Below are 25395 nucleotides of genomic sequence, written 5' to 3'. Positions count from 1 at the left end.
CATTCTACCCAGCCATGTTAATATTTGAGCAAATTCATCGGGTATTTGTCGACTTGAGGGTTGGCACTGTGACACTTTGACAGGGGAGTGACGATGCCGAAACTGAATATTTTGGTGGGTACCATGTATGGCGGTGCTCTAGACGTAGCAGAACAAGTAAAGCCTCTTTTTGAGCAGGCTGGTTACACTGTGGTGATTCATGAACAGCCTTCAATAAACGATGTTGTAGAAGGTGACGCTGATTTAGCCCTTTTTTGTGTATCAACTACGGGTAGTGGAGATTTTCCGGGTAGCTTTGTCCCATTTGTACGTAATCTTCGTGATCAAAGTCCAGCACTCACTTCGCTCCGCTACGGGCTAATAGCATTGGGCGATAGTTCTTATGGCGATACCTTTTGTGGTGCAGGTCGCGCGTTAGATGCGCTGCTATTAGATCATGGTGCCACTCGATTAGGTGAGCGTTTAGAGATTGATGCTATGGAGACTTTCATGGCCGATGATGCGGCTATTCCGTGGGTTGAAGAGTGGATTGTTGCCCAGCAGTTAGAGGTCGTTTGAGCGATGCAGCAGGCTCCTTCCTCTCCAGAGCGCATAAGCGTTGCGATAGGTGTGTGTTTGGTGATGCTGGCAACGTTGCCACGTTATATGGCGGGTGGTCATGAAACGCGTCTAACTCTCATTGTTATCGCCTTTGCGTTGGTCGCTTTTGCAGCCCTTGTTCAATGGCGCCTATTGGCGGTTGCTTCTCGTCAACGTTTGCCAAAGCTGTTGAAACGGCTAATCGCGATGTTGTTACTTGGGGCGGCGGTAATGGGAGTTTGGCACGCATTGTTTACTGATTGGATCAGTTGGCAGGTATTCATCTCTCATGGCGCAACCCTTGGAGTGCTTCTCCATACGCTCAGTTTATGGTGGTCGAAAGAACGCCAGCCTGTCTAGGGTGATGTAATATCTAGGAGCTTGAATTGAAAAAGTCGCTGCCCGTGTCACAAAGCAGTAGAATGGTATAAATATCGCAGCATGGGGCTAATAATGATGCCAAGTACGCCCGAAAGTAGCTAATTCATCAATTATTACCTTGTTTTTGCAGTCACTGCCCCCATGTTGCGAGCATGGCGCTTGCCACCATGCGCTGGGGTTCTTAAAATTGCCCCTTTGATCTTTTTAGATCCAGTCAGCACAATTACATGCAATCAACACAACGCCCAGCCGTTAGAGGACAATTCATGCAAGTTTCTGTCGAGACGACCTCCCAGATCGAACGCCGCATCACCATTCAAGTGCCGGCTGCCGAAATTGACGAGGCCGTTAGCGCTCGCTTGAAAGACACCGCGAAGAATGTTCGCTTGAATGGTTTTCGCCAGGGCCGGGTGCCGATGGCAGTTGTTCAGCAGCGCTACGGCCAAGACGTACGTAACGAAGTGGTTAGTGAGGTGATGCGTGAACGCTACGTGCGCGCTATTACCGAAGAAGGCCTGAACCCGGCTGGCTTCCCGCAAATCGAGCCTTCTGTTAATGAATCAGGCAAAGACCTTGAGTTCGTGGCGGTAATGGAAATCTACCCCCAGGTAGAGCTGGCTTCAATCGAAGGCACTGACATTGAACGCCCTGTGGTATCCGTTAGCGATGCGGATGTCGATGAAATGATCGATACGTTGCGTAAGCAAAACGCCGCGTGGGAAGAAGTCGATGCTGCTGCAGCCGACGGTGATCAAGTGACTATCGATTTCCAGGGCTATATTGGTGACGAGCCGTTCGAAGGCGGTAGCGCAGAAGGTCATTCACTGGTCATTGGTTCTAATAGCTTTATTCCAGGGTTTGAAGAGCAGTTAATTGGTGCCAAAGCGGGCGAAGAGAAAACACTTAACGTTACTTTCCCGGCGGATTACCAGGCTGAACACTTGGCTGGTAAAGAAGCAACCTTCAAAGTGACGGTTCATAAAGTCAGCAGTCAGAAGCTGCCTGAGGTAGATGCTGAATTTATCGAGCGTTTTGGTGTTGAAGGCGGCGATCAAGAAAAATTCCGTGCTGACATCAAAAAGAACATGACCCGTGAAGCATCGCAAGCGGTGGATAATCGCGTTAAGCAGCAAGTGCTAGATGCGCTTAAAAAGGTTAACGAAATTCCCGTTCCAAGCGCATTGGTTCAGCAAGAAACTGACGGCATGAAGCGTCAAGCGGCTCAGCAGTTCGGATTGGGCGAAGATTTTGACGTCAGTCAATTGCCTAACGAACTTTTCGAAGAGCAGGCTAAAGGCCGCGTTCAAGTCGGCTTGTTGCTAGCGGAAGTGATCAAAGCTAACGAACTCGACGCTGACGATGACGCTATCAAAGCAAAAGTAACCGAGCTTGCTGAGCAGTACCAAGATCCAGAAGAAGTGGTTAGCTACTACATGGGTAACGAGCAGCTGAAAACCCAAGTGAAATCTGCCATTCTCGAAGAGAAAGCGGTGGCGAAGCTGCTCGAGCAAACGAATATTAAAGACGTTGAAATGTCTTATCAGCAAGCTCTTGCCGCTGCTCAACAGCAGGCAGAGCAAGATGAGGGTGCTGAAGAGGGCGAGAAAGCTAACGCCTAACACCCTGGAGCGTGGCGCACCCCTATGTCGGTGCGCCTTTCCCTTCTCGGACGCAAGGAATCACCTGAATGAGTGAGTTTGATATTCAAAACGCCGGCGGTTTAGTGCCCATGGTGGTTGAGCAGAGCGCCAAAGGGGAAAGAGCCTACGACATTTACTCACGCCTGTTAAAAGAGCGTGTGATCTTTTTGGTAGGCCCTGTAGAAGACTACATGGCTAATCTGGTTGTCGCTCAGTTGTTGTTTCTGGAGTCAGAAAATCCAGACAAAGATATTCACCTGTATATCAACTCGCCAGGTGGTTCAGTCACCGCGGGGATGTCGATTTACGACACTATGCAGTTCGTGAAGCCAGATGTGTCCACGGTATGTATTGGACAAGCGGCTAGCATGGGTGCGTTGTTGTTAACAGCAGGTGCTGCTGGCAAACGTTATTGCTTACCCAATTCACGTGTGATGATTCATCAGCCGCTCGGTGGCTACCAAGGCCAAGCATCTGACATTGAAATTCATACCCGTGAAATTCTGGGTATACGCGAGAAGCTTAATCAAATTCTTGCCCACCATACGGGTCAAGATATTGAAACCGTCTCGCGTGATACAGACCGGGATAACTTTATGAGCGCCAATAAAGCCAAAGAGTATGGCTTGATTGATGCAGTGCTGGATAAGCGGCCTACATCCTGATAGCGTGATAGGATTCTGCTTTTCTAACGAGCTTTTCCGGCGGCGTAAGCCGCCGCAGTGATAGAGGTATGCGAATGGCCGACGGCAAAGGCAAAGACGAAGGTGGCAAACTGCTCTACTGCTCGTTTTGTGGTAAAAATCAAAACGAAGTACGAAAGCTGATTGCGGGCCCGTCCGTCTATATCTGCGATGAGTGTGTCGACTTATGTAATGACATCATTCGCGAGGAAGTTCTCGAAGCCGATGCCGAGAGCGACGACGAGCGTTTACCTACGCCTCGCGAAATACGTCATACGCTAGATGATTACGTCATCGGACAAGATCGCGCCAAAATGGTGCTTTCTGTAGCGGTCTATAACCACTACAAGCGTCTAAAAACGGATGTGCGCGACGGCGACGTTGAGCTAGGCAAATCGAACATTCTGCTAATTGGCCCCACGGGTAGCGGTAAAACGTTGCTGGCGGAGACCATGGCGCGGCTGCTGAATGTACCGTTTACCATTGCAGATGCAACGACGCTTACCGAAGCAGGTTATGTCGGTGAAGATGTTGAAAACATCATTCAGAAATTATTGCAGAAGTGCGATTACGACGTCGAAAAAGCTGAGCGCGGCATTGTTTATATCGATGAGATAGACAAGATTTCGCGTAAATCGGATAACCCTTCAATTACTCGAGACGTGTCGGGTGAGGGTGTTCAGCAGGCACTGCTCAAACTAATTGAAGGTACGACCGCGTCAGTGCCTCCCCAGGGTGGGCGTAAGCACCCGCAGCAGGAGTTTGTCCAAGTCAATACGGGCAATATTCTGTTTATCGTTGGTGGCGCATTTGCGGGGCTTGATAAAGTAATTCGGGATCGCGCTGAGAAAGGCGGTATCGGATTTAATGCGGCAGTGAAGAGCAAGGAATCCTCCCGTGGGGTGGGTGAGCTGCTGGCTGACGTTGAACCCGATGACCTCGTGAAGTTTGGCCTGATTCCTGAGTTTGTAGGTCGCCTGCCCATCATCGCGACGCTGATGGAGCTCACTGAAGATGCATTAGTGCAGATTCTGACAGAGCCGAAGAACTCGCTGGTTAAGCAGTACGCCAAACTGTTTGAAATGGAAGATGTAACGCTGGAGTTCAGAGATGAAGCGTTACGAGCCGTGGCTGAAAAAGCCATGGAGCGTAAGACAGGTGCTCGTGGCCTGCGCTCTATTTTAGAATCTGTGCTGCTAGACACCATGTATGAAATTCCGTCGCTTGAAGGCGTCAGTAAAGTCGTGATTGATGGCTCGGTGATTGCTGGTGAGAGTGAACCTCTGTTGATTTACTCTCAGCAGGAAGAAGCACGTGTCGACGGCACTGATGGTTAGTCGCAAGTCGACCAGCCGACCCCAGCTTTAACCGCTTGCGCTAAAACCAAGGGGTCGCTTAGGCGACCCCTTGTTGTTGAAGAGCGTTTTTGCGAAGTGTTACTGCCCAGTCCGCTCAAAGCTACCGTGTTAATAGCCAGTTGATTGACGACTCTGCAGTACTTTTCCAAGTACTCTTTTTTAAGTACTCATCCGATTTGCCGAGGAACGTCTGCGATGCAGCAGAACGCCGAACAGACACAATGTCTACCCCTTTTACCATTGCGCGATGTGGTTGTTTATCCGCAAATGGTCATCCCCCTATTTGTAGGTCGTGAAAAGTCTATCCAGGCGCTAGAAGCGGCTATGGAGGCTGATAAGCGAGTGTTGCTGGTGGCTCAGCGCGAAGCATCTCAGGATGAGCCAGATAACGCTGATCTTTATTCTATGGGAACCGTGGCTGACATTATGCAGCTGCTGAAGCTTCCTGATGGCACGGTCAAAGTCCTCATTGAGGGTAACTTTAGGGCGGATGTCCTGAGCGTCGAAGAGAATGACGCCGGCTACACCCAGGCGCATTTAACGCCACGAGAGAGTGAGCCACTTACCACTCGTGAGCAAGAAGCGCTGGTTCGCGTATTGCTTAACCAGTTTGAGCAGTACGTGAAATTGTCCAAAAAAGTCCCTAACGAAGTCCTGAACTCCTTGTCAGGGATTGAAGATCCAAGCCGCTTGGTGGATACCATTTGTGCTCACTTATCGCTCAAAATTGGCGATAAACAAGAGCTGTTAGAGATGGATCGGGTGCGTGATCGCATTGAGCACCTAATGGCGCTGATTGAGTCTGAAATCGATCTCCTTCAAGTAGAGAAGCGCATCCGTTCGCGGGTCAAGGAGCAGATGGAAAAGACCCAGCGTGAGTACTATCTCAACGAGCAGATGAAAGCCATCCAGAAAGAGATGGGTGAGCTGGATAATGTGCCCAATGAGGCTGAGAAGTACGAGCTGGCGATTAAAGAATCCGGTATGCCGAAAGAGGCGTCTGAGAAGGCTACACAAGAGCTAAACAAGCTCAAAATGATGGCCTCAAACTCCGCAGAGGCGACCGTAGTGCGCTCCTACCTTGATTGGTTGGTGGCAGTGCCCTGGAAAAAGCGTACGCGGGTCAAGCATGATCTCGTGAAAGCACAACAAGTGCTTGATGAAGACCATTACGGACTGGAAGAGGTCAAGGCACGCATTTTAGAGTATCTTGCCGTGCAGACGCGTGTGCGCAAGATGAAAGGCCCGGTGCTGTGCTTGGTGGGGCCGCCAGGGGTAGGTAAAACATCGTTAGGTCAATCGATCGCGCGCGCCACTAATCGCAAGTATGTGCGTTTGGCGTTGGGTGGCGTGCGTGACGAATCTGAAATACGCGGTCACCGGCGGACTTACATCGGGTCATTGCCCGGCAAAATGATTCAGCGGATGAGTCGCGCTGGCGTTAAAAACCCGCTGTTCCTGTTAGATGAGGTGGATAAGCTCGGCATGGATCATCGCGGTGATCCCGCTTCTGCATTGCTAGAGGTGCTCGACCCTGAACAGAACAACAGCTTCAGCGACCACTATCTAGAACTTGACTACGATCTTTCAGAGACGCTGTTCATCTGTACCGCTAACTCGATGAATATTCCCAGCGCACTGCTTGATCGTATGGAGATTATTCGTCTGCCCGGTTACACCGAAGATGAAAAATTGGCCATCGCCAAGCGCTATTTATTGCCTAAGCAACTAGCCGCCAACGGGTTAAAAGGTGATGAGTTAACCTTAGAAGACAGCGCACTATTGGAGCTTATTCGCTATTACACCCGTGAAGCAGGTGTGCGTGAGCTTGAGCGTCAGATTGCCAAAGTGTCGCGAAAAGTGCTCCGTGAGCGTCTTGAAAAAGAGCGCGACCCGGCATCTGAAAAAGCTGGGAAAAGCTTAACGGCTGAGCAGATTGAGCACTATGCAGGTGTTCGTCGCTATAGTTACGGGTTAGCGGAGCAAGAAGATCAAGTTGGCCGTGTCACAGGTCTTGCCTGGACATCTGTCGGCGGCGAATTGCTTAATATTGAGTCAGTGGTTACGCCGGGTAAGGGGCGAATTAACAAAACCGGCTCACTGGGTGATGTCATGAAAGAGTCGGTTAGCGCCGCCCACACAGTGGTCAGAGCTAGGGCAGAAGCGTACGGAATTGATCCAGAGCGGTTTGAAAAAGAGGATCTGCACATTCACGTACCAGAAGGCGCCACACCGAAGGACGGCCCCAGTGCAGGTATTGCGATGGTGACAGCGATTGTTTCCGCTTATACCCAGCGGGCAGTGCGTTGTGACGTGGCCATGACCGGTGAAGTCAATCTGCGCGGTGAAGTGATGCCAATAGGCGGTCTGAAGGAGAAATTGCTGGCAGCCCGCCGCGGTGGTATAAAGACTGTGCTAATTCCTGAAGAAAACCGCCGTGATCTCAAGGAAGTACCTGACAATATCAAAGGAGCATTGGATATTCGTCCGGTACGTTGGATAGATGATGTCTTAGCCGTAGCTCTAGTTGCTAAGGTAGAAGAAGGTGCAAAGTTGAAAGGTAGCGACGCATCGTTTACCAATACCGTAGTTGCTAGTACTCATTAAGCTGTTAAAGTCCACTTTGGTCTTTAATTTTACTTAATATCTATGCTCGTTGCTATACGTGGCGGGTATCTCACGGCATGGTTGCTTGACAGATGTTTCAAGGCATTGCTATAAAACGCAGCTATGTTTTGTTCGTCGTATCCATCGGTGACCATGCCGTTCAGAGCCATTTTTTTAAAACAGTCAAGGGGTGAAGAGTGAATAAGTCCGAGCTGATTGAAGCCATTGCCGCGTCTGCAGATATCCCAAAAGCAGCGGCAACCCGCGCATTGGATGCCATGGTGGAGTCTGTCACCGATAGCCTTAAGAAGGGCGAAAGCGTATCACTGGTAGGTTTTGGTACCTTCGCAATTAAAGAGCGTGCAGCACGAACTGGCCGTAACCCACAAACGGGTCAGCCAATTCAGATCAGTGCCGCCAAAGTACCCAGCTTCAAAGCAGGTAAAGCGCTGAAAGACGCCGTCAACTAATTTGACCGCGTTTGCTGTAACCTTATGGGCGCATCGCACTGGCGATGCGCCCATGTTATTTTCTGGCCCTCTATTTGTTAGGATTTAGCGGGTCAATGTGTTTGGCTGTGACAATCTGAGGCTAGCATGCTGCAAAGTATTCGAGATGGCTCCAGGAGCTGGGGTGCCAAAATTATTATCGGTGTTATGGTCGCGGCCATGGCACTTTTCGGGATTGAGTCTCTGTTCGGGGTTTTTGGCAGCGATCCAAACGAAGTAGCAAGTGTCAACGGCCAGCCGATTATGCGCCAACAAGTTGAGCTTGAAGTTCAGCGTGCCTTACGATCAGGCCAGGTGCCGCCGGAGCAGGAGCGTGCCCTGCGCAGTGATATGCTTGATCAGCTCATCACCCAGCAACTGCTATCTCAATATGCTGAGGATGGCGGTTTTAGCGTATCCGATGAGCAGTTAGACCAGATGATTGTCAGCCTACCTGAATTCCATGACCAGGATGGTCGCTTCTCCGCTGAAGTATTCCGTAACCGGTTGGCGGGCGCTGGTTATACGCCCATGTCATTTCGCCAGGAGCTACGTGTCGATATTCAGCGGCAGCATTTGCAACAAGGGTTAGCCTTCAGTGATTTCAGCCTGCCCAATGAGCAAGAGCGCTTGGCGGAATTGCAGCGCCAGCAGCGTAGCTTGCGCTACGTTGTGCTGGGTGGCGATGACGTAGAGGCTGATATCAATGTCAGTGAGGAAGATCTTCAAGCATTTTACGATGCCCACCAGGAGCGCTATGAGCGTCCTGAGCAAGTGCGCCTTGAGTATGTAATAGTTGATCGTCAAGCAATGGCTGAAGGCCGCGACGTAGACGAAGAGGCATTACTTGATGCATGGCGTGAGCAAAACCGTGATGCTGATCGTCAAGTTTCTCACATTATGATCACGTTTGGTGACCAGCGCACCCGTGATGAAGCTCAGGAAATGGCCGAAACAGCCAAGGAAGCGTTGGATAGCGGTGAATCGTTTGCCGATACCGCGCTTCGTTACTCTGATGATACGGCCAGTGCTGAAGAGGGTGGTGATCTCGGGGTTATCAGCCGGGGATTCTTTGGTGAAACGTTTGATGAAGCTGCATTCGGATTAGACGAGGGTGATATTTCTCAGCCGATTGAGTTGGACAGTGCTTTCCACATCATTCAAGTAACGGATATTCAAGGCCCGACGTTCGAAGAGCAGCGCGATGAGTTGGCGCGTGAAGTGGCGCTACGTGACGTTGATGATGAGTTTAATCAGCGGGTTCAGCAGCTAATTGATGAAAGCTTTGCTGCAGACGATCTGCAAAGTGTGGCTGAGAGCATTGGTCTGACCCTCAATGAGAGTGATTGGCTGGCTCGTGACGATCAGGCTGAAGGCGTGTTATCTGAGCCTGGCGTGATGTCCGCAGCGTTCAGTAACGATGTATTGGAAGAGGGTTATAACAGTGAAGTTATCGAGTTAGATCAGGATCGCCGCATGGTATTGCGAGTTGCTGAAAAGCGCGACGCGACAATATTATCGTTGGATGATGTCCGTGAAGAGGTTGAAATTTCAGTGGCTGCTGATCAGCAGCAGCAAGCTCTACGTGAAGAGGCGCAATCACTGATTTCAGAACTGCAATCAGGTGAGCAGTTGGACATCGATTGGCTCGAAGCTAATAACGTTAGCCGTCAAGCTGATACCACCGTACCGCAAACGATTGTTCAGGAAGCTTTCCGCATGCCTCGTCCAGATGAGGGCGAAAGCGTTTATCGTGCCGTTGAGCTTCCCCAAGGTGTTGCCGTTGTTGCGTTGGATAGCGTTACTGATGGTGAAATCGATGAGCAAATGGAAGCGTTTGTCTCACAAATGGCTGAACAATTGCGTGCCCAATCGATCCTGCAGGGATTGATTGATGACTTGCGCAGTGACGCAGACATAGAGCGGTAGAATGTTTTTAAGCAAGCCAAAAAAGCCGATCTCGCGATCGGCTTTTTTTAAACCCGTAAACAGGGCTCAGGCATCAGGTAATTCGGTGAAAGAGAATTGACGCAACCTTGGTGCCGTGTGATCTGAGCGTTCAACCACGATATCCCAACCATGCTGGGTATTCCAATCGCCTAACACATAACGTTTGGCGGGTACTTCCTCAACTGTTAGGTCATGTACGTGAGGGCGGTGAGTATGACCATGAATCATGGTGGCAACACCAAACCGCTCCATTAGCGTGATAACTTCCTGCTGTGTCACATCCATGATGGCCTCAGCTTTATTGGCGTTAGCCTCGCCCGACTGCATGCGTAGGCTTTTGGCCAGTTCTAAACGTTGTTCCAGCGGTAGAGCCAGCATCTGCGCCTGCCACTCTGGATTGCGTGACTGCTGACGAAAAGCCATATAGGCTTCATCCTGGGTGCATAAGCTATCGCCGTGAAGAAGTACCACGGGTACCCCCTGAAGCTCGACCTCCTCAATGTCAGATAGCAGTATCGCCTGGCAGGCGTTAACAAAGCGTTCACCGAGTAAAAAATCACGGTTACCATGCATCAAATAGACAGCGGTGCCCTCGCTGCTAAGCTTTTTTAAGCGCTGAATGACGTCTTGGGCGACAACGCTAAGCGGATGAGTAGCGTTGTCCAAAAGATCATCACCAATCCAGGCGTCAAAAAGATCGCCCAGAATGTACAGGGCATCGGCTCCTGGGGCGGTTTGTTCAAGGTAGCGGTAAAACCCCTGATTAATCTCAGGGGTATCGCTACTCAAATGCAGGTCAGCAACAAGCAGTGTGCGCATAAGGCTCCCGGGGTTATTCCGCTTCCTTAACGTAAGCGCGCTCGATAATGACATCCTCAGAGGGAACGTCGGCGTGCATGCCGCGACGCGAAGTGGCTACGTTTTTAATTTCGTTGACCACATCCATACCGTCAACGACTTCGCCAAACACCGCATAGCCCCAGCCTTGAAGATTTTTACCGCTATGATCCAAAAAGCTATTGTCGCCCACGTTGATAAAAAACTGTGCCGTTGCAGAGTGCGGATCCTGGGTGCGAGCCATGGCTAACGTACCGATAGTATTTTTTAAGCCGTTGTCGGCTTCGTTATCGATAGGATCACGGGTCGGTTTTTGCTCAAAATCTTTATCGAAACCGCCGCCTTGGACCATGAACCCATCAATTACTCGGTGAAACAGCGTACCGTCATAAAATCCGTCACGAACGTACTGCTCAAAATTCGCCGCGCTAATCGGCGCTTTTTCGTGGTTCAGGGCGATAGTGATGTCACCGTGGTTCGTCTGTAATACGATCATAGGTAAATTCCTGTTCAATAAAGGCGTTCGCCTTGGCGCTGTGCATCGGCGTCACGTTATAATAGCGGTTTTGCCCTGCACCGCGAAGGGCCGTAGGAGTATCCTATGTCTTCACGGACCAGCACGCCATCCACCACGAGGTTATCAAACACCACCATGACCAACGAGACCACCCCAGCGCCGAACTTCATTCGCAACCAAGTACGCGACGAAATCGAGGGCGGCCAGGTCACTAAAATCGTGACGCGCTTCCCCCCGGAGCCCAATGGCTTTCTGCATATCGGCCATGCGAAGTCGATCTGTCTAAATTTCGGGCTGGCGGAGCAAATGGGTGGCGAGTGTCATCTACGTTTTGACGACACCAACCCTGCCAAAGAAGAGCAGGCCTACATCGATGCGATCAAAGAGGACGTCAGTTGGCTAGGCTTTGAATGGGCAGGCCCGGTGCGTTTTGCTTCTGACTACTTCGATCAGCTCTACGCTTGGGCGCAGCACTTAATGCGTGAAGGCAAAGCCTATGTCGACGATCTTTCCCCGGATGAAATCCGCGAGTATCGCGGTACTTTAACCGCGCCGGGCAAAGCCAGCCCTTACCGCGAACGCAGCGCCGAAGAGAACCTGGATCTACTGGCGCGTATGCGCGAAGGCGAGTTTGGCGAAAGTGAAAAGGTCGTGCGCGCCAAGATTGATATGGCCTCACCCAATATCAATCTACGCGACCCGATAATTTATCGAATTCGCCACGCCACCCATCATCAAACCGGTGATAAGTGGAAAATCTATCCTTCTTACGACTTTACCCATGGTCAGTCAGACGCCATCGAAGGTATTACGCACTCGATCTGCACCCTGGAATTTGAAGATCACCGCCCGCTGTACGAGTGGTTTTTAAATAATCTACCGGTGCCCGCGAAGCCGCGCCAAATCGAGTTTGCACGACTGAATCTCGACTACACCCTGACTTCCAAGCGTAAGCTGAAGCTGCTGGTGGATGAGCAAATCGTCGACGGCTGGGATGATCCGCGCATGCCGACGATCTCCGGTATGCGTCGCCGCGGTTATACGCCAGCGTCTATTCGTAAATTCTGCGAAATGATTGGCGTTACCCGCGCTGACGGTGGCTTAGTCGATATTGCCATGCTCACCCATGCGATTCGTTCTGACCTTGAAGACAATGCTCCCCGGGCCATGTGTGTGTTAAACCCGTTAAAGGTCGTCCTTACTAACGTGCCTGAAGATCACGAAGAGATGTACGAAGTGCCGGGACATCCTGCGCGTGAGGACATGACAATGCGCAAGGTGCCGTTTGCTCGTGAGCTATATATCGATCAAGACGACTTTATGGAAGATGCCCCTAAGAAGTTCTTCCGCCTCGCGCCAGGTAAAGAAGTACGCCTGCGCAACAGCTATGTGATTCGCTGTGACGAGGTGATCAAAGACGCCGACGGTGAAATCACTGAACTGCACTGCTCGGTCGACTTCGATACGCTGGGTAAAAATCCCGAAGGACGTAAGGTCAAAGGTGTTATTCACTGGGTCAGCGCTGCACACGGTGTGCCGATAGAAGTGCGCCTTTACGACAATTTGTTTACCGTTGAACAGCCGGATCGCGATAAAGATGTCGACTTTCTTGAGCACCTAAATCCAAATTCTTTGGTCGTTTGCCAAGCAATTGGTGAGCCTAGCCTTGCCGAGGCGACACCTGAATCACGTTTCCAGTTCGAGCGCGTCGGCTACTTCTGCGCTGACCGTCACGACTCTACGCCAGAGCATTTGGTGTTTAACCGTACCGTGGGGTTGAAAGATAGCTGGGCTAAAATCAAGCAGAAGGGCTAAAACAAACATGGATAGCCACATGCATATTTACAATACGCTGACGCGCCGCAAAGAACCTTTCACCCCGCTTGAAGCGGGAAAAGTAAGCATGTATGTGTGCGGCATGACGGTGTATGACTACTGCCACCTAGGGCACGCCCGCGTCATGGTCGCCTTTGACGTTATCACCCGCTATCTGCGTGAGCGCGGCTACGACGTTAACTACGTGCGTAACATTACCGATATTGACGATAAAATTCTCAAGCGTGCCGAGGAGAATGGCGAAAGCATCACCGCGCTGACCGAGCGCATGATTGACGCTATGCACGAAGACGAACAGCGTCTATTTGTTTTGCCACCAAATCACGAGCCACGTGCCACCGGCCATATCGGTGATATTGTGGCCATGATTGAAACGTTGATTGAAAAAGGCTTTGCCTACGCCGCAAATAATGGCGATGTTTACTACCGAGTGCGCAAATTTGCCAATTACGGCAAGCTAAATAACCGCCAGCTTGACGATATGCGGTCTGGCGCACGGGTTGATGTGGATGTTCATAAAGAAGATCCGCTCGATTTCGTGCTCTGGAAGGCTGCCAAGCCGGGGGAGGCGCACTGGGCGTCCCCCTGGGGTCACGGTCGGCCCGGTTGGCACATCGAGTGCTCGGCCATGTCGACCTGCTGCTTGGGTGACACCTTCGATATTCACGGCGGCGGGCCGGATCTAACCTTCCCACACCATGAAAATGAGATCGCACAAAGCGAAGCGGCCACCGGCAAAACCTACGTTAATACCTGGATGCACGCCGGCGCGGTGCGGGTGAACCAGGAGAAGATGTCCAAATCACTGGGCAACTTCTTCACCATTCGCGATGTGCTGGCCGAGCACGATCCAGAAGTCGTGCGCTTTCTGCTGGTGGCTAGCCATTACCGTAGTCCGATTAACTACTCGGTCGATTCACTGACTGAAGCGCGTAAATCGCTAACGCGCTTGTACACAGCACTGGAAGGCCTTGAGCTAGGTGAGGCAAGCGGTGACGCTTCAGCTTATCTTGAGCGCTTTACCCAGGTAATGGATGATGACTTCAATACGCCCGAAGCCTTGGCGGTGATGTTTGAGCTGGCTCGCGAGGTCAATCGTGCCAAGCAGGAACAGCCCAATGAAGCCGCCAAACTTGGGAGCGAGTTAAAACAGCTTGGTTCTATTTTGGGACTTCTCCAGCAAGCGCCACAAACGTTCTTAAAAGGCACTCAGCAGCAGGGTATGCCGCTTAGCGAGAGCGAGATCGAAGCAAAGATCGCCCAGCGCATCGAGGCTAAGGTGAATAAAGATTTCGCCCAAGCAGATGCCATTCGCGATGAACTTGCCGCTTTAGGGATTATTCTCAAGGACTCCCGAGAAGGCACGTCTTGGGTATTGGAAGCGCCATAACCCAAAACCTTCATCACTCGTTGGTGGCTTATGCGCTAACTTAAACGCTGAAGGCTCTTATAATGCCTATATAAGAGCCTCAGACGTTAAGAGCCCACTTCAAAAGGAATTCAAAGATGCGCTTTTCAGCTAAATTTTTAATTGCTAAGCCCTTGGTTGCTGCTTGTGCCGTATCGCTGGCGGCATTCTCTCAAGCCAGTGCTAACGAACCCGTGGTGGTGTCATCCAAAATTGACACGGAAGGGTCAGTATTGGGCGAGCTGATTATACAAACGTTAGAGCGGCATGATATTGCGACCGAAAACCGATTACAGCTGGGCGGCACTAGCGTTGTCCGCACAGCCCTGGAAGCGGGCGAAATAGACCTTTATCCTGAATACACGGGTAATGGTGCGTTCTTTTTCGATATGACCGACAGTCCCGTATGGAATAATGCTGATCAAGCTTATGAAACCGTACGTGAGCGTGACGCACAGCAAGGCTTGATATGGCTGCAGCCTGCCAGCGCTAATAACACCTGGGCAATGAGTATTCGTAAAGATGTTGCCACTGAAAATGAGCTGGAGAGTCTAGAAGATCTCGCCGCTTATTTGGCCGATGGCGGTGATTTCAAGTTTGCCGCTAGCGCTGAATTTGTTGAGTCTGCACAGGCGCTCCCTGCATTCCAGGAAGCCTACGGTTTTGAGTTAAGTGATGACCAGTTGCTGGTGCTCTCTGGTGGTAATACCGCCGCTACCATGCGTGCTGCTGCCCAACAGACCAGTGGTGTTAACGGCGCCATGACCTATGGAACAGACGGTGGTTTAAGCGCGCTGGGTTTGGTTGTTCTTGAAGATACCCTGGGCGTTCAACCCGTTTATCAACCTGCACCGGTAGTGCGTGAGAGCGTGTTAGAAACATATCCTGAAATGGAAACATTACTGAACGACGTTTTTGCTACCCTCGATTTGGTCACCCTGCAATCACTCAATGCAGATGTTGCCGTCAACGGTCTATCTCCAACCCAAGTGGCAAGCGACTACCTTGATACGCTGGATAACTAATTAATGTCGCTACTGGATGCTCTGCCCACCTCGCGGTTTCGTTGGGAGGGGCGGCACCCTAACATTGTGCTGGTGAGCCTTAGTCTTATCATGCTGGCCGCGTTCTGGTTGTTGGACGTGGTGAGTATGGCCCCCAATCGTATAGTGTTAGGAACAGGTTACGGTGCGCTTGATGCCCTTGGTTGGCCAGGCGCACTCTTGACCACACTGCTTATTAGCACCATCGGTATTTTAGCGTTGCAGCCGAGCCAGCGACACTATCACGCTTTGTTAGCGGCGGTGGTGATATTGATGTCCCTCATGCCCGTGGGATTGATTACCAGCAGCTATTTGCTCGTTGATCCCGAACTTCCCCAGGCGCGTTTGGGTTTGGGGGCAGCGTACTGGGTCACCCTGTTTGTGCTGCTGCTGTGCCTGATTGAAATTCGATTACGATTAAACCTTACTCGCCTCTGGCCCACGCTGTTGTTAACTGGGGTGGCGCTGGTGTGGTGGCTATGCGCAGCGTTCTGGCTGGATAGCCTTGCGCTGGTACAAGAGTTCAACGCGCGAGATCAACAGTTTCTTCGCGCTATCGGCCAGCACGTAAGGCTGGTAGGAATCGCCGTTAGCATTAGCGTAGTAATGGGCTTAGTACTAGCCATGCTGATGCGTCGCTATGTACGCTTGCAGAAAGGCGCTTTTGCGGTACTTAATTTTCTACAGACGATACCCAGCCTGGCGCTATTCGGTCTATTGCTGGCTCCCCTTGCTTGGCTTGCCACGAACGTGCCTTTCTTGGATCGGCTAGGCGTTAGTGGTATCGGCACAACCCCTGCCTTGATCGCCTTGATTGCCTACAGCCTGTTACCCATGGTGCGTAATACCTACACTGCACTTGAAGAGGTAAGCCCTGATACATTAGAAGCGGCCAAAGGGATGGGAATGCGTGCTGCCCAGCGCTTTTGGCAGGTGCGCTTGCCGCTGGCACTGCCGGTGCTGTTGGAAGGGGTGCGTATAACCACTGTCCAGGCAATTGGGCTGACTGCCGTTGCTGCCCTGATTGGTGCGGGCGGGCTTGGAACCTTTATTTTTCAAGGCTTAGGCCAAGCGGCCATGGACATGGTTCTGCTCGGTGCACTGCCCATTTTAATGCTGGCTCTGGTGGTTGATGCAGGCTTAGGTGCGCTTGCTGAAGCGCTGCGCCCCGGAGGAACAAGATGATTGAGCTTTCCCATGTCACAAAGCGATTTGGTGAAGAAACCGCGGTGGATGATATTTCGCTGCGCGTACCGAAAGGCAAATTCTGTGCGTTAGTGGGAACGTCTGGCTGTGGTAAATCGACCACGCTGCGTATGATCAATCGCTTAATTGAGCATAGCGAAGGCGATATCCTTCTGGATGGGCAGGCGATAGAGGTATATGACCCGGTAAAGCTACGCCGTCGAATTGGCTACGTTATTCAGCACACAGGTCTGTTTCCCCACTGGAGTGTGGCACGCAATATCGGTTTGGTGCCGCGTCTATTAAAGTGGTCGGCAGCGGAAGTTCAGGCACGAGTAGAAGAGTTGATGGACTTGCTGGGCTTACCAGTGGGTGAGTTTGCCCACAAATATCCTCACCAGCTCTCTGGTGGCCAAGCGCAGCGGGTCGGCGTAGCACGGGCACTCGCTGCTGACCCCGATATTTTGTTAATGGACGAACCCTTCGGCGCTCTTGACCCGATTACGCGTGAAAAACTTCAGGACGAACTGGCTAAGCTACAGGCGCGGTTACACAAGACCATTGTCTTTGTCACGCATGACATGGATGAAGCCCTTAAGTTAGCAGATCACCTTGTGGTGATGCGTGAAGGTCGAATCGTGCAACAGGGTTCTCCGCTAGCACTGCTCCAACATCCCGGTGATCCCTTTGTAGAGTCAATGTTAGGAGGGCTCGAAAGAGGCCTGAAGCAGGCCGCTTTAACGCGTGTTAAAGACCACATGACCTCTATGGGCCAAACTTTACCTGCGCAATCCCGCATTCCGGCGGGTTTTTCGCTGCGCCAGGCGCTCTCCATGATGCTGCGGGATCATAGTGACCGGCTGACTGTCGTTGACCAGCATGACGTGCCAATCGGCGAGCTTTCGCTGCGCAGGGTTATTAAGGAAGCCCAACTGGATAAAGGAAGCGTGCGTGAGTAATTCGCTAGGCGTTGCGCAACAGCGTCAACAAACTCCTCAGTGGCTGTGGCCACTATTATGGGGGGCATTGCTTCTAATTAGCGTCGTGGGGATGGCTGCAGCCGAGCCACTATTTCGCTGGGTTGAGCCTGATGCTCGCCAGGTGATCTATGAGCGTGCCGATTTTTATGTCCTGCTTGGGCGCCATTTGTTAGTGGTGGGCATTGCGGCTATTGTGACGATTATGGTCGGCGTGCTAGCGGGCATTGCAGTCACGCGTGAGCGGGGAAGTGATTTCCTGCCTCTGGTTGGTCAATTAGCCTCTCTTGGACAAAGTTTCCCCCCGGTGGCCGTCCTGGCGCTGGCGGTACCCGTACTGGGGTTTGGTACGCTACCCATTATTGTCGCCTTGATTCTCTATGGGCTGCTGCCCATCGTGCGTAACACCCTGACCGGTTTGCAGGAAGTTGATGCCGATATTAAAACCGCGGCCCACGCTATGGGTATGACACCCACCCAGACTCTGTGGCAAGTTGAACTGCCGCTGGCAGCGCCGGTGATAATGGCGGGCATACGTACCTCGGTGACCATTAATATCGCCACCGCCGCCCTGGGGGCTACCGTAGGGGCAAGTAACCTGGGTGATCCGATCATATCCGGTATTGTGAATGGCAATATGGCTTATGTGGTTCAGGGCGCGCTGACCATTGCGTTACTGGCATTAACCATGGATAGCCTATTTGAAGTGCTGCAGCGTCACCTACGCTCGCGTCTTTCTGCGTCATAATCTCATACGCCTGAGTGTAGCTAAGGGCTTCTGAGCTTGTCTGCGCCTTAAGTTGTATCCCTAAAGTTCTTGTGCTGCGTTACTGTCGCAGTAGTTGCGTTGGCCTATGGCAGATAAATCCACTGGCATAAACGGTCAATACCAACAACACTGCCCTCAAAAGGGGTAAAACAAGGACAATAATGATGACTCAATATGTACACCAGCCGGACTTCATGACCGGCGACGAATTTTCGATTCCCACCTTTAGTTTGCTCAATCCTGAGGGCGAGCTCTATAGCGGCGGTACCGAACCCGTCCTGGAGCGTGATCACGCTCGGCGTATCTACCAAGCAATGCTTGCTACGCGTATTCTGGATGAACGAATGATGGCTGCTCAGCGTCAAGGGCGGCTCAGTTTCTATATGCAGTGTACCGGCGAAGAGGCCGCCGTTGTGGGCGCTACCGCCGCGCTGAACGACGCTGATATGATCATGGCGCAGTACCGCGAGCAGGGCGCTCTGATGTATCGCGGCTTCTCAATCGACGAATTTATGAACCAGCTGTTTGGCAACGAGCTGGATTACGGCAAAGGCCGTCAAATGCCGATTCACTATGGGTCGCGTAAGCTGCACTACATGACCATATCGTCTCCCCTAGCGACTCAGATTCCTCAGGCCACAGGCTACGCTTACGGACAAAAATTGGCGGGTAACGGTCACTGCACGTTAACGTTTTTTGGCGAAGGCGCTGCCTCCGAGGGTGATTTCCACGCCGCGCTTAATATGGCCTCTGTGCATCAGGTGCCGGTGATTTTCTTCTGCCGTAACAATGGTTATGCCATTTCCACGCCTGCCGTCGAGCAGTTTGCCGCCGACGGTATCGCCCCGCGTGCTTTTGGCTATCACATGCACGTGATCCGGGTCGATGGTAACGACGTGCTGGCGGTCTATGAAGCAACGCGTCAGGCACGCAAGATTGCCGTTGAGCAAAATCAACCGGTATTGATTGAGGCCATGAGCTATCGCCTTGCCGCGCACTCGTCTTCTGACGATCCCTCTGGCTATCGCTCGAAAGATGAGGAGGAAGTGTGGCGTGCCAAAGACCCACTGCTGCGGCTACAAAAATGGCTCTTGAAGAAGCAGTGGTGGAGCGAAGAAGAGGAGTCTTCCCAGCAAGAAACCCTTCGCCGTGAAGTGCTGGAAACCATGAAGCGGGCTGAGAAACGTTCATCGCCGCCGCTAGAGAGTTTGATCAGCGATGTGTATGCCGATATTACCCCTGCGCTGCAGCACCAATTCGATCAGTTAAAACGCCATATTCGTCGTTACCCAGAGGCTTATCCCCGCGGGGCTCAGTCGTTGGATTTAGACGTGGGCACCGAGACTGATACTCAGGGAGAGGCGTAACATGGCTAACATGAACATGCTCCAGGCGATTAATAATGCGCTGGATATCGCCATGGCAGAGGACGAAAAAGTTATCTGCTTTGGTGAAGACGTGGGTATTTTTGGGGGTGTCTTTCGGGCGACCAGTCACCTGCAGGAGAAGTATGGCAAAGCGCGCTGCTTCAATACCCCACTGGTCGAGCAGGGCATTATCGGCTTTGCCAATGGCTTGGCGGCACAGGGCTCGGTGCCTGTGGCAGAAATACAGTTTGCCGACTATATCTTTCCAGCGTTTGACCAGATTGTTAACGAAACGGCCAAGTTTCGCTACCGTTCGGGCGATCTGTTTAACGTCGGTGGTTTGACCATTCGCACACCTTACGGCGGCGGTATCGCCGGTGGTCTCTATCACTCCCAATCTCCCGAGGCCTACTTTACCCATACGCCCGGTTTAAAAGTGGTCGTCCCACGTAACCCCTATCAAGCGAAAGGGCTACTGCTTGCCGCGATTCGCGATCCGGATCCAGTGCTTTTTCTTGAGCCTAAGCGTCTTTATCGCGCTTCCGTCGGCGAAGTGCCCGAAGAGGATTACCAGCTACCCATTGGCGAAGCCGAAATCACCAAAGAGGGCACGGATATTACCGTGGTGGGCTGGGGCGCGCAGATGGAGGTGATTGGCAAAGCGGTCGAGTTAGCTGAAGAGCAGGGCATTGCCTGTGAAGTGATCGACCTGCGCTCACTGCTGCCCTGGGATGCGGATACGGTGGCTGAATCAGTGTTAAAAACCGGCCGACTCGTGGTCAGCCATGAAGCTCCGTTAACCGGTGGCTTTGCCGGCGAAATCGCTGCCACTATTCAAGAGCGTTGTTTTCTCTACCTGGAATCGCCCATTGCCCGGGTGACAGGTTTGGATACGCCTTTTCCACTGGTGCTGGAAAAAGAGTATCTGCCTGATCACCTGAAAATTTTTGAAGCGATTCGCGAAAGCGTCAACTTTTAGCGGCTATTAATGCCTAAGAACGCATGGGGAGAATAACAATGAGCGATTTTCTACTGCCGGATATTGGCGAAGGTATTGTCGAGTGTGAAGTGGTTGAGTGGCGCGTTGCGGAAGGCGATACGATTGCCGAAGACCAGCCCATTGTTGAAGTCATGACCGACAAAGCGCTGGTTGAGATCACCGCCCCCGAAGCGGGTATTGTGACGAAGCTTTATGTGCCCCAAGGGCAAATTGCCAAAGTACATGCGCCCTTGTATGCCTATCAAATCGACGCAGAGAGCCAAGCAGATACCGATGAGGCCCAGACCGCCGAAGCTCCATCGACTGACGATGAGGTGTCGGTAGAGCAGCCATCAAGCCATTCCAAGCCAAGCTCGCCAAAGCCCGCCCCATCAACGGCAGCCTTATCACAGACGGCGACTGCTGGGGAATATGTGCCTGGGCATGGAAAAGTACCTGCTAGCCCTGCGGTAAGGCGCTTAGTGCGCGAGCATTCTCTACAGCTTAAGGAGATTGCGGGCAGCGGCAAAGATGGCCGAGTGCTGAAAGAGGACGTGCTGGCGCATCTTGACCACGCGGTGCAAGCAACAGCCACTTCTAATCAAAAGACGGGGCAATCTGAACCTGTAGCACCCAGAGTGGAACCGCTACGCGGTGTGCGTGCAGTGATGGCCAAGCGAATGGTAGAAGCGGCCAGCACCATCCCCCATTTTCATTACGGCGAAGAGATTGACGTTACCGCGTTGGTGGCATTGCGTGAACGTTTAAAGCCGCTGGCAGAGGTTCAGGGCGAGCGACTCACCTTGATGCCATTCTTTATGAAAGCCATGGCGCTGGCGGTGGCCGAAGAACCTATTGTTAACGCCCAGTTAAATGCAACTGGGGATGAGTTGCTCTACTACCCCCAGTGCAATATCGGTATGGCGGTTGATAGCAAAGCCGGCTTGCTGGTACCCAACGTCAAAGGCGTGGAACGCTTAACGCTGCTTGAAATTGCCCGAGAAGTTGGGCGTTTGACCACGGCGGCAAGGGATGGGCGGGTTGAGCAGGCCGACCTAAAAGGAGGCACGATTAGCATTTCCAATATCGGTGCGCTCGGTGGTACCTACGCAGCACCTATCATTAACGCGCCGGAAGCGGCGATTGTGGCGATTGGTAAAACCCAGTGGCTGCCAAGATTTGATGAGCAGGGTGAAGTGCAACGTCGCGCGATTATGACGATTACCTGGGCGGGTGATCATCGCTTTATTGATGGCGGTACAATCGCACGCTTCTGTAATGCCTGGAAGGGCTTTCTGGAAGCACCGGAATCCATGCTGCTCCACTTGGGCTAACAGGCCACACCATGCCTCAGGCACCGCTTCAGCAGTTTTACATACCTGAAGAGCAGTCGGTATATCTGCTGAGCCATCATGATGCCCGCAAGCTCAAAGACTGGGTGGCGCTGTGTCAGGCGCAGCTCACCCAGTTGGGCTATAAAGGCATTGAGTTAATCGGCAAGGGGGCGTACGGCTTTGTATTTGCTGGCAGTGCCCCCAGTGTTGGCGTGGGCGCTAACCCGAACTACGTGTTCAAGTTTTCACGCATTACCCTACCAACTCATCTACAAGAGCGCCTTGAAGAAGAGGCGTTTATGCTCGATCAAGTCTCCCACCCGCGAATCCCAGGGTTGATCACCTATCAGCGCTCGCGAGGGCAATCAATTCTGGTAATGGAGCGGGCGCCTGGCCTGAATCTCGAACAAGTGTCGCTCAAGCATGGACGGCTATCGCCCCGTTTAATCGTCCGTATAGCATCGCAGTTGGCTGATATTCTTATCACGCTTCGACGCGAAACGGGCGCCCAGTCCCGGCCAGTTGTGCATGGCGATATCAAGCCCTCCAATTTGGTGTTCGACGCTGAACACGAGTCCATCGCGCTGATTGATTGGGGGTCATCGGTATTTGCTCAGCTAGATGCTCAGCTGCAGTTTGTGAGCGCCAATGTAATGGAGCTGATGTCGGATAATCTGCAGCAAACCAATGCCCGCCTGGGGGATGTGTACTTTATCGGAGAGGAGCAGTTGAACGGGGCGCTCTCATCTCCGCGGTTTGATGAGCAGGGGGCCGCAGGTACTCTCTATGCGTTGGCATCGGCCCAATCCTGTCGGTTTGGTCATCGAGCGATTCCCGCCAGTTCGCTGGGCTTGCCGATGGAGTTTGCCCGCACTCTGGATGGCATGCTCGACCCTGACCCTCAGGTGCGGCGTAAAGCGGGCGACTACTTTTTAAACAACATGCCGCGTATGGCCAAGGTGGTAATGATCGATCTGCCCGCATCGCTCAATGTACCGCTGGTACCGGTATGGGCGCGCCCCGCGCATCAGGAGATCGATACCGTGGTATATAGCTCGCGCAAAGCCTTCCTGCGTGAAGCGAGTGCCCAAGAAACCCTGAATGATGTCAATGACGTACAACTCGACCGCTATTACAAGCAGTTTATGCAAGGCATGGGCGAGACCGAAAAGGCATTTTTGGCCTCGGTAAGCCGGTTAGGTAAATACCCCGTCGTGGGTGGTTTGGCGGTGCGCTGGGAGCGGGAAGGGGTATATATCGATTCGTCGTTAAACCTCCACGACCCAGCACTCAAGCCTGCCTTTATCGAAGCAGTGAATAACATGGTCCACTTGGCGCGGGCCATTCATCGCCAAGGGGTATTTAAAAGCTGCCTGTTTAACGCACGCCAGACACTGCATTTAGAGCGCGCTTCAGCCGAACATGCGTTTATAAGCGAGCCAGGCATGGCGATTAGCTACGAACTTAGCGCAGTGCCAGAGCTCGAAGATCGCACCCGCCAGCACAGCTACTTTGAAGATGGACCCGATCCTGAAGAGCTGCTTGTGCTTCCTGAAACGATAATGCACGTGCTTCAGCAGCTTAACGATATTCACCACACCGGCATGATTATTTTTGAAGCGTTACCTCAGCACCTCAAAATACATAGCTACTACCGCTTGCTGGATCCGGCCCGAGAGGGCGAGTTTCGCACGCTGCTAGCGCGCATTCTCGCTTCAGTAGACCAAATAGAGGGTCTAGGCGTCTCGGGCTACATGAAGATGCCCTACAAAGACACTCGTTACTTTACCCACTTGGAAAGCCAGCCCAAACGCTACTACCCCCGCGACCCGCGGGAGTATGTCCGAAGGGCAACAACGTCCTAATCACGCTGGCTTAGTCAATGCTAGCTTCATCAAGTGTATTACCTTCCTCCTGATTGGCCAGCCAGTTGATCAGTTTCTCAGCAAGCTCGTCACTAGCGATACCAAACGCATTAACCACATCAGGTATATCGGTGCTTATTGATTGCGCGCTGGTGGTAAAGCTCTGAGTGGCGATTGATGCGCGGTTTTGGGTGCTGACTAGCTGAACATCGAGCTGAATTTTCACAGTGGGCGGATGGGTAGCATAGTCGCTCTGAAAGTGACGTAGTTCGCTGAGCAGCAGTCGCTCGGAAGGAAGGCTATCGCTACCCACGCTGGCAAATAGGCGGCTCTGCTGTAAGCCAGTGATCAAGCGCGACTGAAGTAAATCAGGAGCATCCTCCTGCCAGCGGGCGCCTTCATAAACGTTAACGACATTGCCCTCTGGATAAACCACAATGCGGTTGCTACTCAGTAAATATCCCGCCTGGGGAGCAGCCACCGCAAGGCGTTGGCGGGTCGTTAAAGAATCGGAGGAAGGATTAACGGGCTGTACATCGCTACTGGGCAGGCGATACAGCGTTGCTGGTTCATTTTCGGGCAATATTGAACAGCCACTGCTGAATAGCAAAGCAGTGCAAACTAAAACGATAACGATAGGGCGCAAAATCATGGACGGAACTCCTCTACCTGATCACGGCCCAGGAAAAAGTCTGTTGGGCTCTCCTCTAGCTGGCGGGTAATACGATCCAATGTATCGAGGGTGGAGCGCAGCGAAGAGAGCGCCGGGGCAATATCTTGCGCGCCCTGCAGGCTGCCTTCTATAGCGCCAGCGTTAGTCTCTACTAATTGCTCAATACGCTGAGCCGCGCGAGCCACATCATCGCTAGCATCTGCGGCGCTCTGCATTACCAGCCGGCCATCTTGACGCAGCAACTGCGTTGCTTCCTGGCTAAGTGCGTCGATGCTGCTAAGCGTGGTCGTCGCTTGGCGAGCCGCCTCGCCGAAAAGCGCCATGTTTTGGTCCAGTGCGTCCTGCTGAGTGGCGATCATTTCGGTGATCTGAGCAATGTTGGTTAAAATATTGCCCGTCTCCTCACGGTTATTGTCGTCAAACAGCTCGTTAACGTTTTTCAGGATTGAGTTGATGTTCTCAATCATATCTTCGCCTTCATCGAACAGCGTGGCGATGGGTGAAGGGTCTGCGCTTATGAACGGTGCTTCGATATCCGATTGGTCAATCAGCAGCGGGGCTTCCGGGGTACCGCCGTGAAGTTGCACGGACATGCTGCCGGTAATACTGGCAAAGGCGAGTTTTGCCCGGGTGTCTGTTTTAATCGGCGCGTCATCGTATACGCGGATATGGGCAATCACCTGCCGTGGGTCATCAGGATTGAGGTTCAGCTCGGTAACGTCCCCCACCTCAATACCGTTATATTGTACTCGGCTGCCGACCGATAAGCCGCTGACGCTGCGCTCAAAAAGAATACGGTAAGGCTGGTAGCTACGTTCACCAGCTGCATAGCTCATCCATAGTGCAAACAGTAGCGCCGCGACGGCGGTTCCCAGTGTGAACAACCCTATCAAAACGTGATGCGCTCGGGTTTCCATCG

General features: G+C 52.3%; 22 protein-coding genes. 18 read left to right on the top strand and 4 right to left on the bottom strand.

All coding sequences use genetic code 11. The features are described from left to right. Positions 1-93: 93 nt before the first annotated feature. The 8 genes from AC5TBW_RS09970 (at position 94) to AC5TBW_RS09935 (ending at position 9665) form a co-directional block, all read left to right on the top strand. Positions 94-558 (top strand): flavodoxin, encoded by a 465-nt coding sequence (locus AC5TBW_RS09970; RefSeq protein WP_495508439.1) that lies wholly within the window; start codon positions 94-96, stop codon positions 556-558. Between the two features lie 3 nt (positions 559-561). After that, positions 562-939: a hypothetical protein gene (locus AC5TBW_RS09965; protein WP_495508438.1), complete on the top strand. Its 378-nt coding sequence runs from the start codon at positions 562-564 to the stop codon at positions 937-939. A gap of 287 nt (positions 940-1226) precedes the next feature. After that, positions 1227-2579 carry a trigger factor gene (tig, locus tag AC5TBW_RS09960; protein ID WP_495508437.1) on the top strand — a complete coding sequence of 451 codons (1353 nt, stop codon included), beginning with the start codon at positions 1227-1229 and terminating at the stop codon, positions 2577-2579. 68 nt (positions 2580-2647) lie between these two features. Further along, a complete protein-coding gene (clpP, locus tag AC5TBW_RS09955) occupies positions 2648-3265 on the top strand; it encodes an ATP-dependent Clp endopeptidase proteolytic subunit ClpP (protein ID WP_113270706.1) in 618 nt (205 codons plus the stop codon). 74 nt (positions 3266-3339) lie between these two features. Then, a complete protein-coding gene (clpX, locus tag AC5TBW_RS09950) occupies positions 3340-4620 on the top strand; it encodes an ATP-dependent Clp protease ATP-binding subunit ClpX (protein WP_495508436.1) in 1281 nt (426 codons plus the stop codon). 216 nt (positions 4621-4836) lie between these two features. After that, positions 4837-7248, top strand: a complete 2412-nt coding sequence (gene lon, locus AC5TBW_RS09945) for an endopeptidase La (protein WP_495508435.1) — start codon at positions 4837-4839, stop codon at positions 7246-7248. Positions 7249-7445: 197 nt separating this feature from the next. Beyond that, the gene (locus tag AC5TBW_RS09940; protein WP_007114333.1) at positions 7446-7718 is read left to right on the top strand and encodes an HU family DNA-binding protein; all 273 of its coding nucleotides are present in this window, start codon (positions 7446-7448) and stop codon (positions 7716-7718) included. Between the two features lie 126 nt (positions 7719-7844). Continuing rightward, positions 7845-9665 carry a SurA N-terminal domain-containing protein gene (locus AC5TBW_RS09935; RefSeq protein WP_495508434.1) on the top strand — a complete coding sequence of 607 codons (1821 nt, stop codon included), beginning with the start codon at positions 7845-7847 and terminating at the stop codon, positions 9663-9665. A gap of 66 nt (positions 9666-9731) precedes the next feature. Here AC5TBW_RS09935 and AC5TBW_RS09930 read toward each other — a convergent pair whose 3' ends face one another. Both AC5TBW_RS09930 and AC5TBW_RS09925 read right to left on the bottom strand, forming a co-directional pair. Beyond that, positions 9732-10505, bottom strand: coding sequence for a UDP-2,3-diacylglucosamine diphosphatase (locus AC5TBW_RS09930; protein ID WP_495508433.1), 774 nt, complete (start codon positions 10503-10505; stop codon positions 9732-9734). Positions 10506-10518: 13 nt separating this feature from the next. Continuing rightward, positions 10519-11019 (bottom strand): peptidylprolyl isomerase, encoded by a 501-nt coding sequence (locus AC5TBW_RS09925; RefSeq protein ID WP_495508432.1) that lies wholly within the window; start codon positions 11017-11019, stop codon positions 10519-10521. Positions 11020-11175: 156 nt separating this feature from the next. Here AC5TBW_RS09925 and AC5TBW_RS09920 point away from each other — a divergent pair, with 156 nt between their 5' ends. The 10 genes from AC5TBW_RS09920 to AC5TBW_RS09875 all read left to right on the top strand — a co-directional run bounded on the left by AC5TBW_RS09920 (position 11176) and on the right by AC5TBW_RS09875 (position 23803). Next, complete coding sequence (locus AC5TBW_RS09920) at positions 11176-12855, top strand: glutamine--tRNA ligase/YqeY domain fusion protein (protein ID WP_495511944.1); 1680 nt, start codon at positions 11176-11178, stop codon at positions 12853-12855. A 19-nt stretch (positions 12856-12874) separates the two neighbouring features. Continuing rightward, positions 12875-14266 carry a cysteine--tRNA ligase gene (gene cysS, locus AC5TBW_RS09915; RefSeq protein ID WP_495508431.1) on the top strand — a complete coding sequence of 464 codons (1392 nt, stop codon included), beginning with the start codon at positions 12875-12877 and terminating at the stop codon, positions 14264-14266. Between the two features lie 116 nt (positions 14267-14382). Next, on the top strand, positions 14383-15309 hold the full coding sequence (gene osmF, locus AC5TBW_RS09910; protein ID WP_495508430.1) for a glycine betaine ABC transporter substrate-binding protein OsmF: 927 nt from the start codon (positions 14383-14385) through the stop codon (positions 15307-15309). 3 nt (positions 15310-15312) lie between these two features. Then, a complete protein-coding gene (locus AC5TBW_RS09905) occupies positions 15313-16512 on the top strand; it encodes an ABC transporter permease (RefSeq protein WP_495508429.1) in 1200 nt (399 codons plus the stop codon). Then, positions 16509-17471: an ABC transporter ATP-binding protein gene (locus AC5TBW_RS09900; protein ID WP_495508428.1), complete on the top strand. Its 963-nt coding sequence runs from the start codon at positions 16509-16511 to the stop codon at positions 17469-17471. Before AC5TBW_RS09905 ends, AC5TBW_RS09900 begins: the two co-directional genes overlap by 4 nt. After that, positions 17464-18237: an ABC transporter permease gene (locus AC5TBW_RS09895; RefSeq protein WP_495508427.1), complete on the top strand. Its 774-nt coding sequence runs from the start codon at positions 17464-17466 to the stop codon at positions 18235-18237. The genes AC5TBW_RS09900 and AC5TBW_RS09895 overlap by 8 nt, the downstream gene beginning before the upstream one ends. A 185-nt stretch (positions 18238-18422) precedes the next feature. Further along, a complete protein-coding gene (locus tag AC5TBW_RS09890) occupies positions 18423-19625 on the top strand; it encodes a thiamine pyrophosphate-dependent dehydrogenase E1 component subunit alpha (RefSeq protein WP_495511943.1) in 1203 nt (400 codons plus the stop codon). A 1-nt stretch (position 19626) separates the two neighbouring features. Then, positions 19627-20604, top strand: coding sequence for an alpha-ketoacid dehydrogenase subunit beta (locus AC5TBW_RS09885; protein ID WP_495508426.1), 978 nt, complete (start codon positions 19627-19629; stop codon positions 20602-20604). A 38-nt stretch (positions 20605-20642) separates the two neighbouring features. After that, positions 20643-21938: a 2-oxo acid dehydrogenase subunit E2 gene (locus AC5TBW_RS09880; protein ID WP_495508425.1), complete on the top strand. Its 1296-nt coding sequence runs from the start codon at positions 20643-20645 to the stop codon at positions 21936-21938. An 11-nt stretch (positions 21939-21949) separates the two neighbouring features. Next, positions 21950-23803: a protein kinase domain-containing protein gene (locus tag AC5TBW_RS09875; RefSeq protein ID WP_495508424.1), complete on the top strand. Its 1854-nt coding sequence runs from the start codon at positions 21950-21952 to the stop codon at positions 23801-23803. Positions 23804-23813: 10 nt separating this feature from the next. Here AC5TBW_RS09875 and AC5TBW_RS09870 read toward each other — a convergent pair whose 3' ends face one another. Beyond that, entirely contained in the window at positions 23814-24455 is a 642-nt protein-coding gene (locus AC5TBW_RS09870; protein ID WP_495508423.1) for an ABC-type transport auxiliary lipoprotein family protein, read from the bottom strand. Continuing rightward, a complete protein-coding gene (locus AC5TBW_RS09865) occupies positions 24452-25393 on the bottom strand; it encodes an MlaD family protein (RefSeq protein ID WP_495508422.1) in 942 nt (313 codons plus the stop codon). The genes AC5TBW_RS09870 and AC5TBW_RS09865 overlap by 4 nt, the downstream gene beginning before the upstream one ends. Between the last annotated feature and the right edge of the window lie 2 nt (positions 25394-25395).

This window comes from Vreelandella sp. ssv, from assembly GCF_059448525.1.
This window is presented reverse-complemented; position numbering and strand designations above follow the sequence as displayed.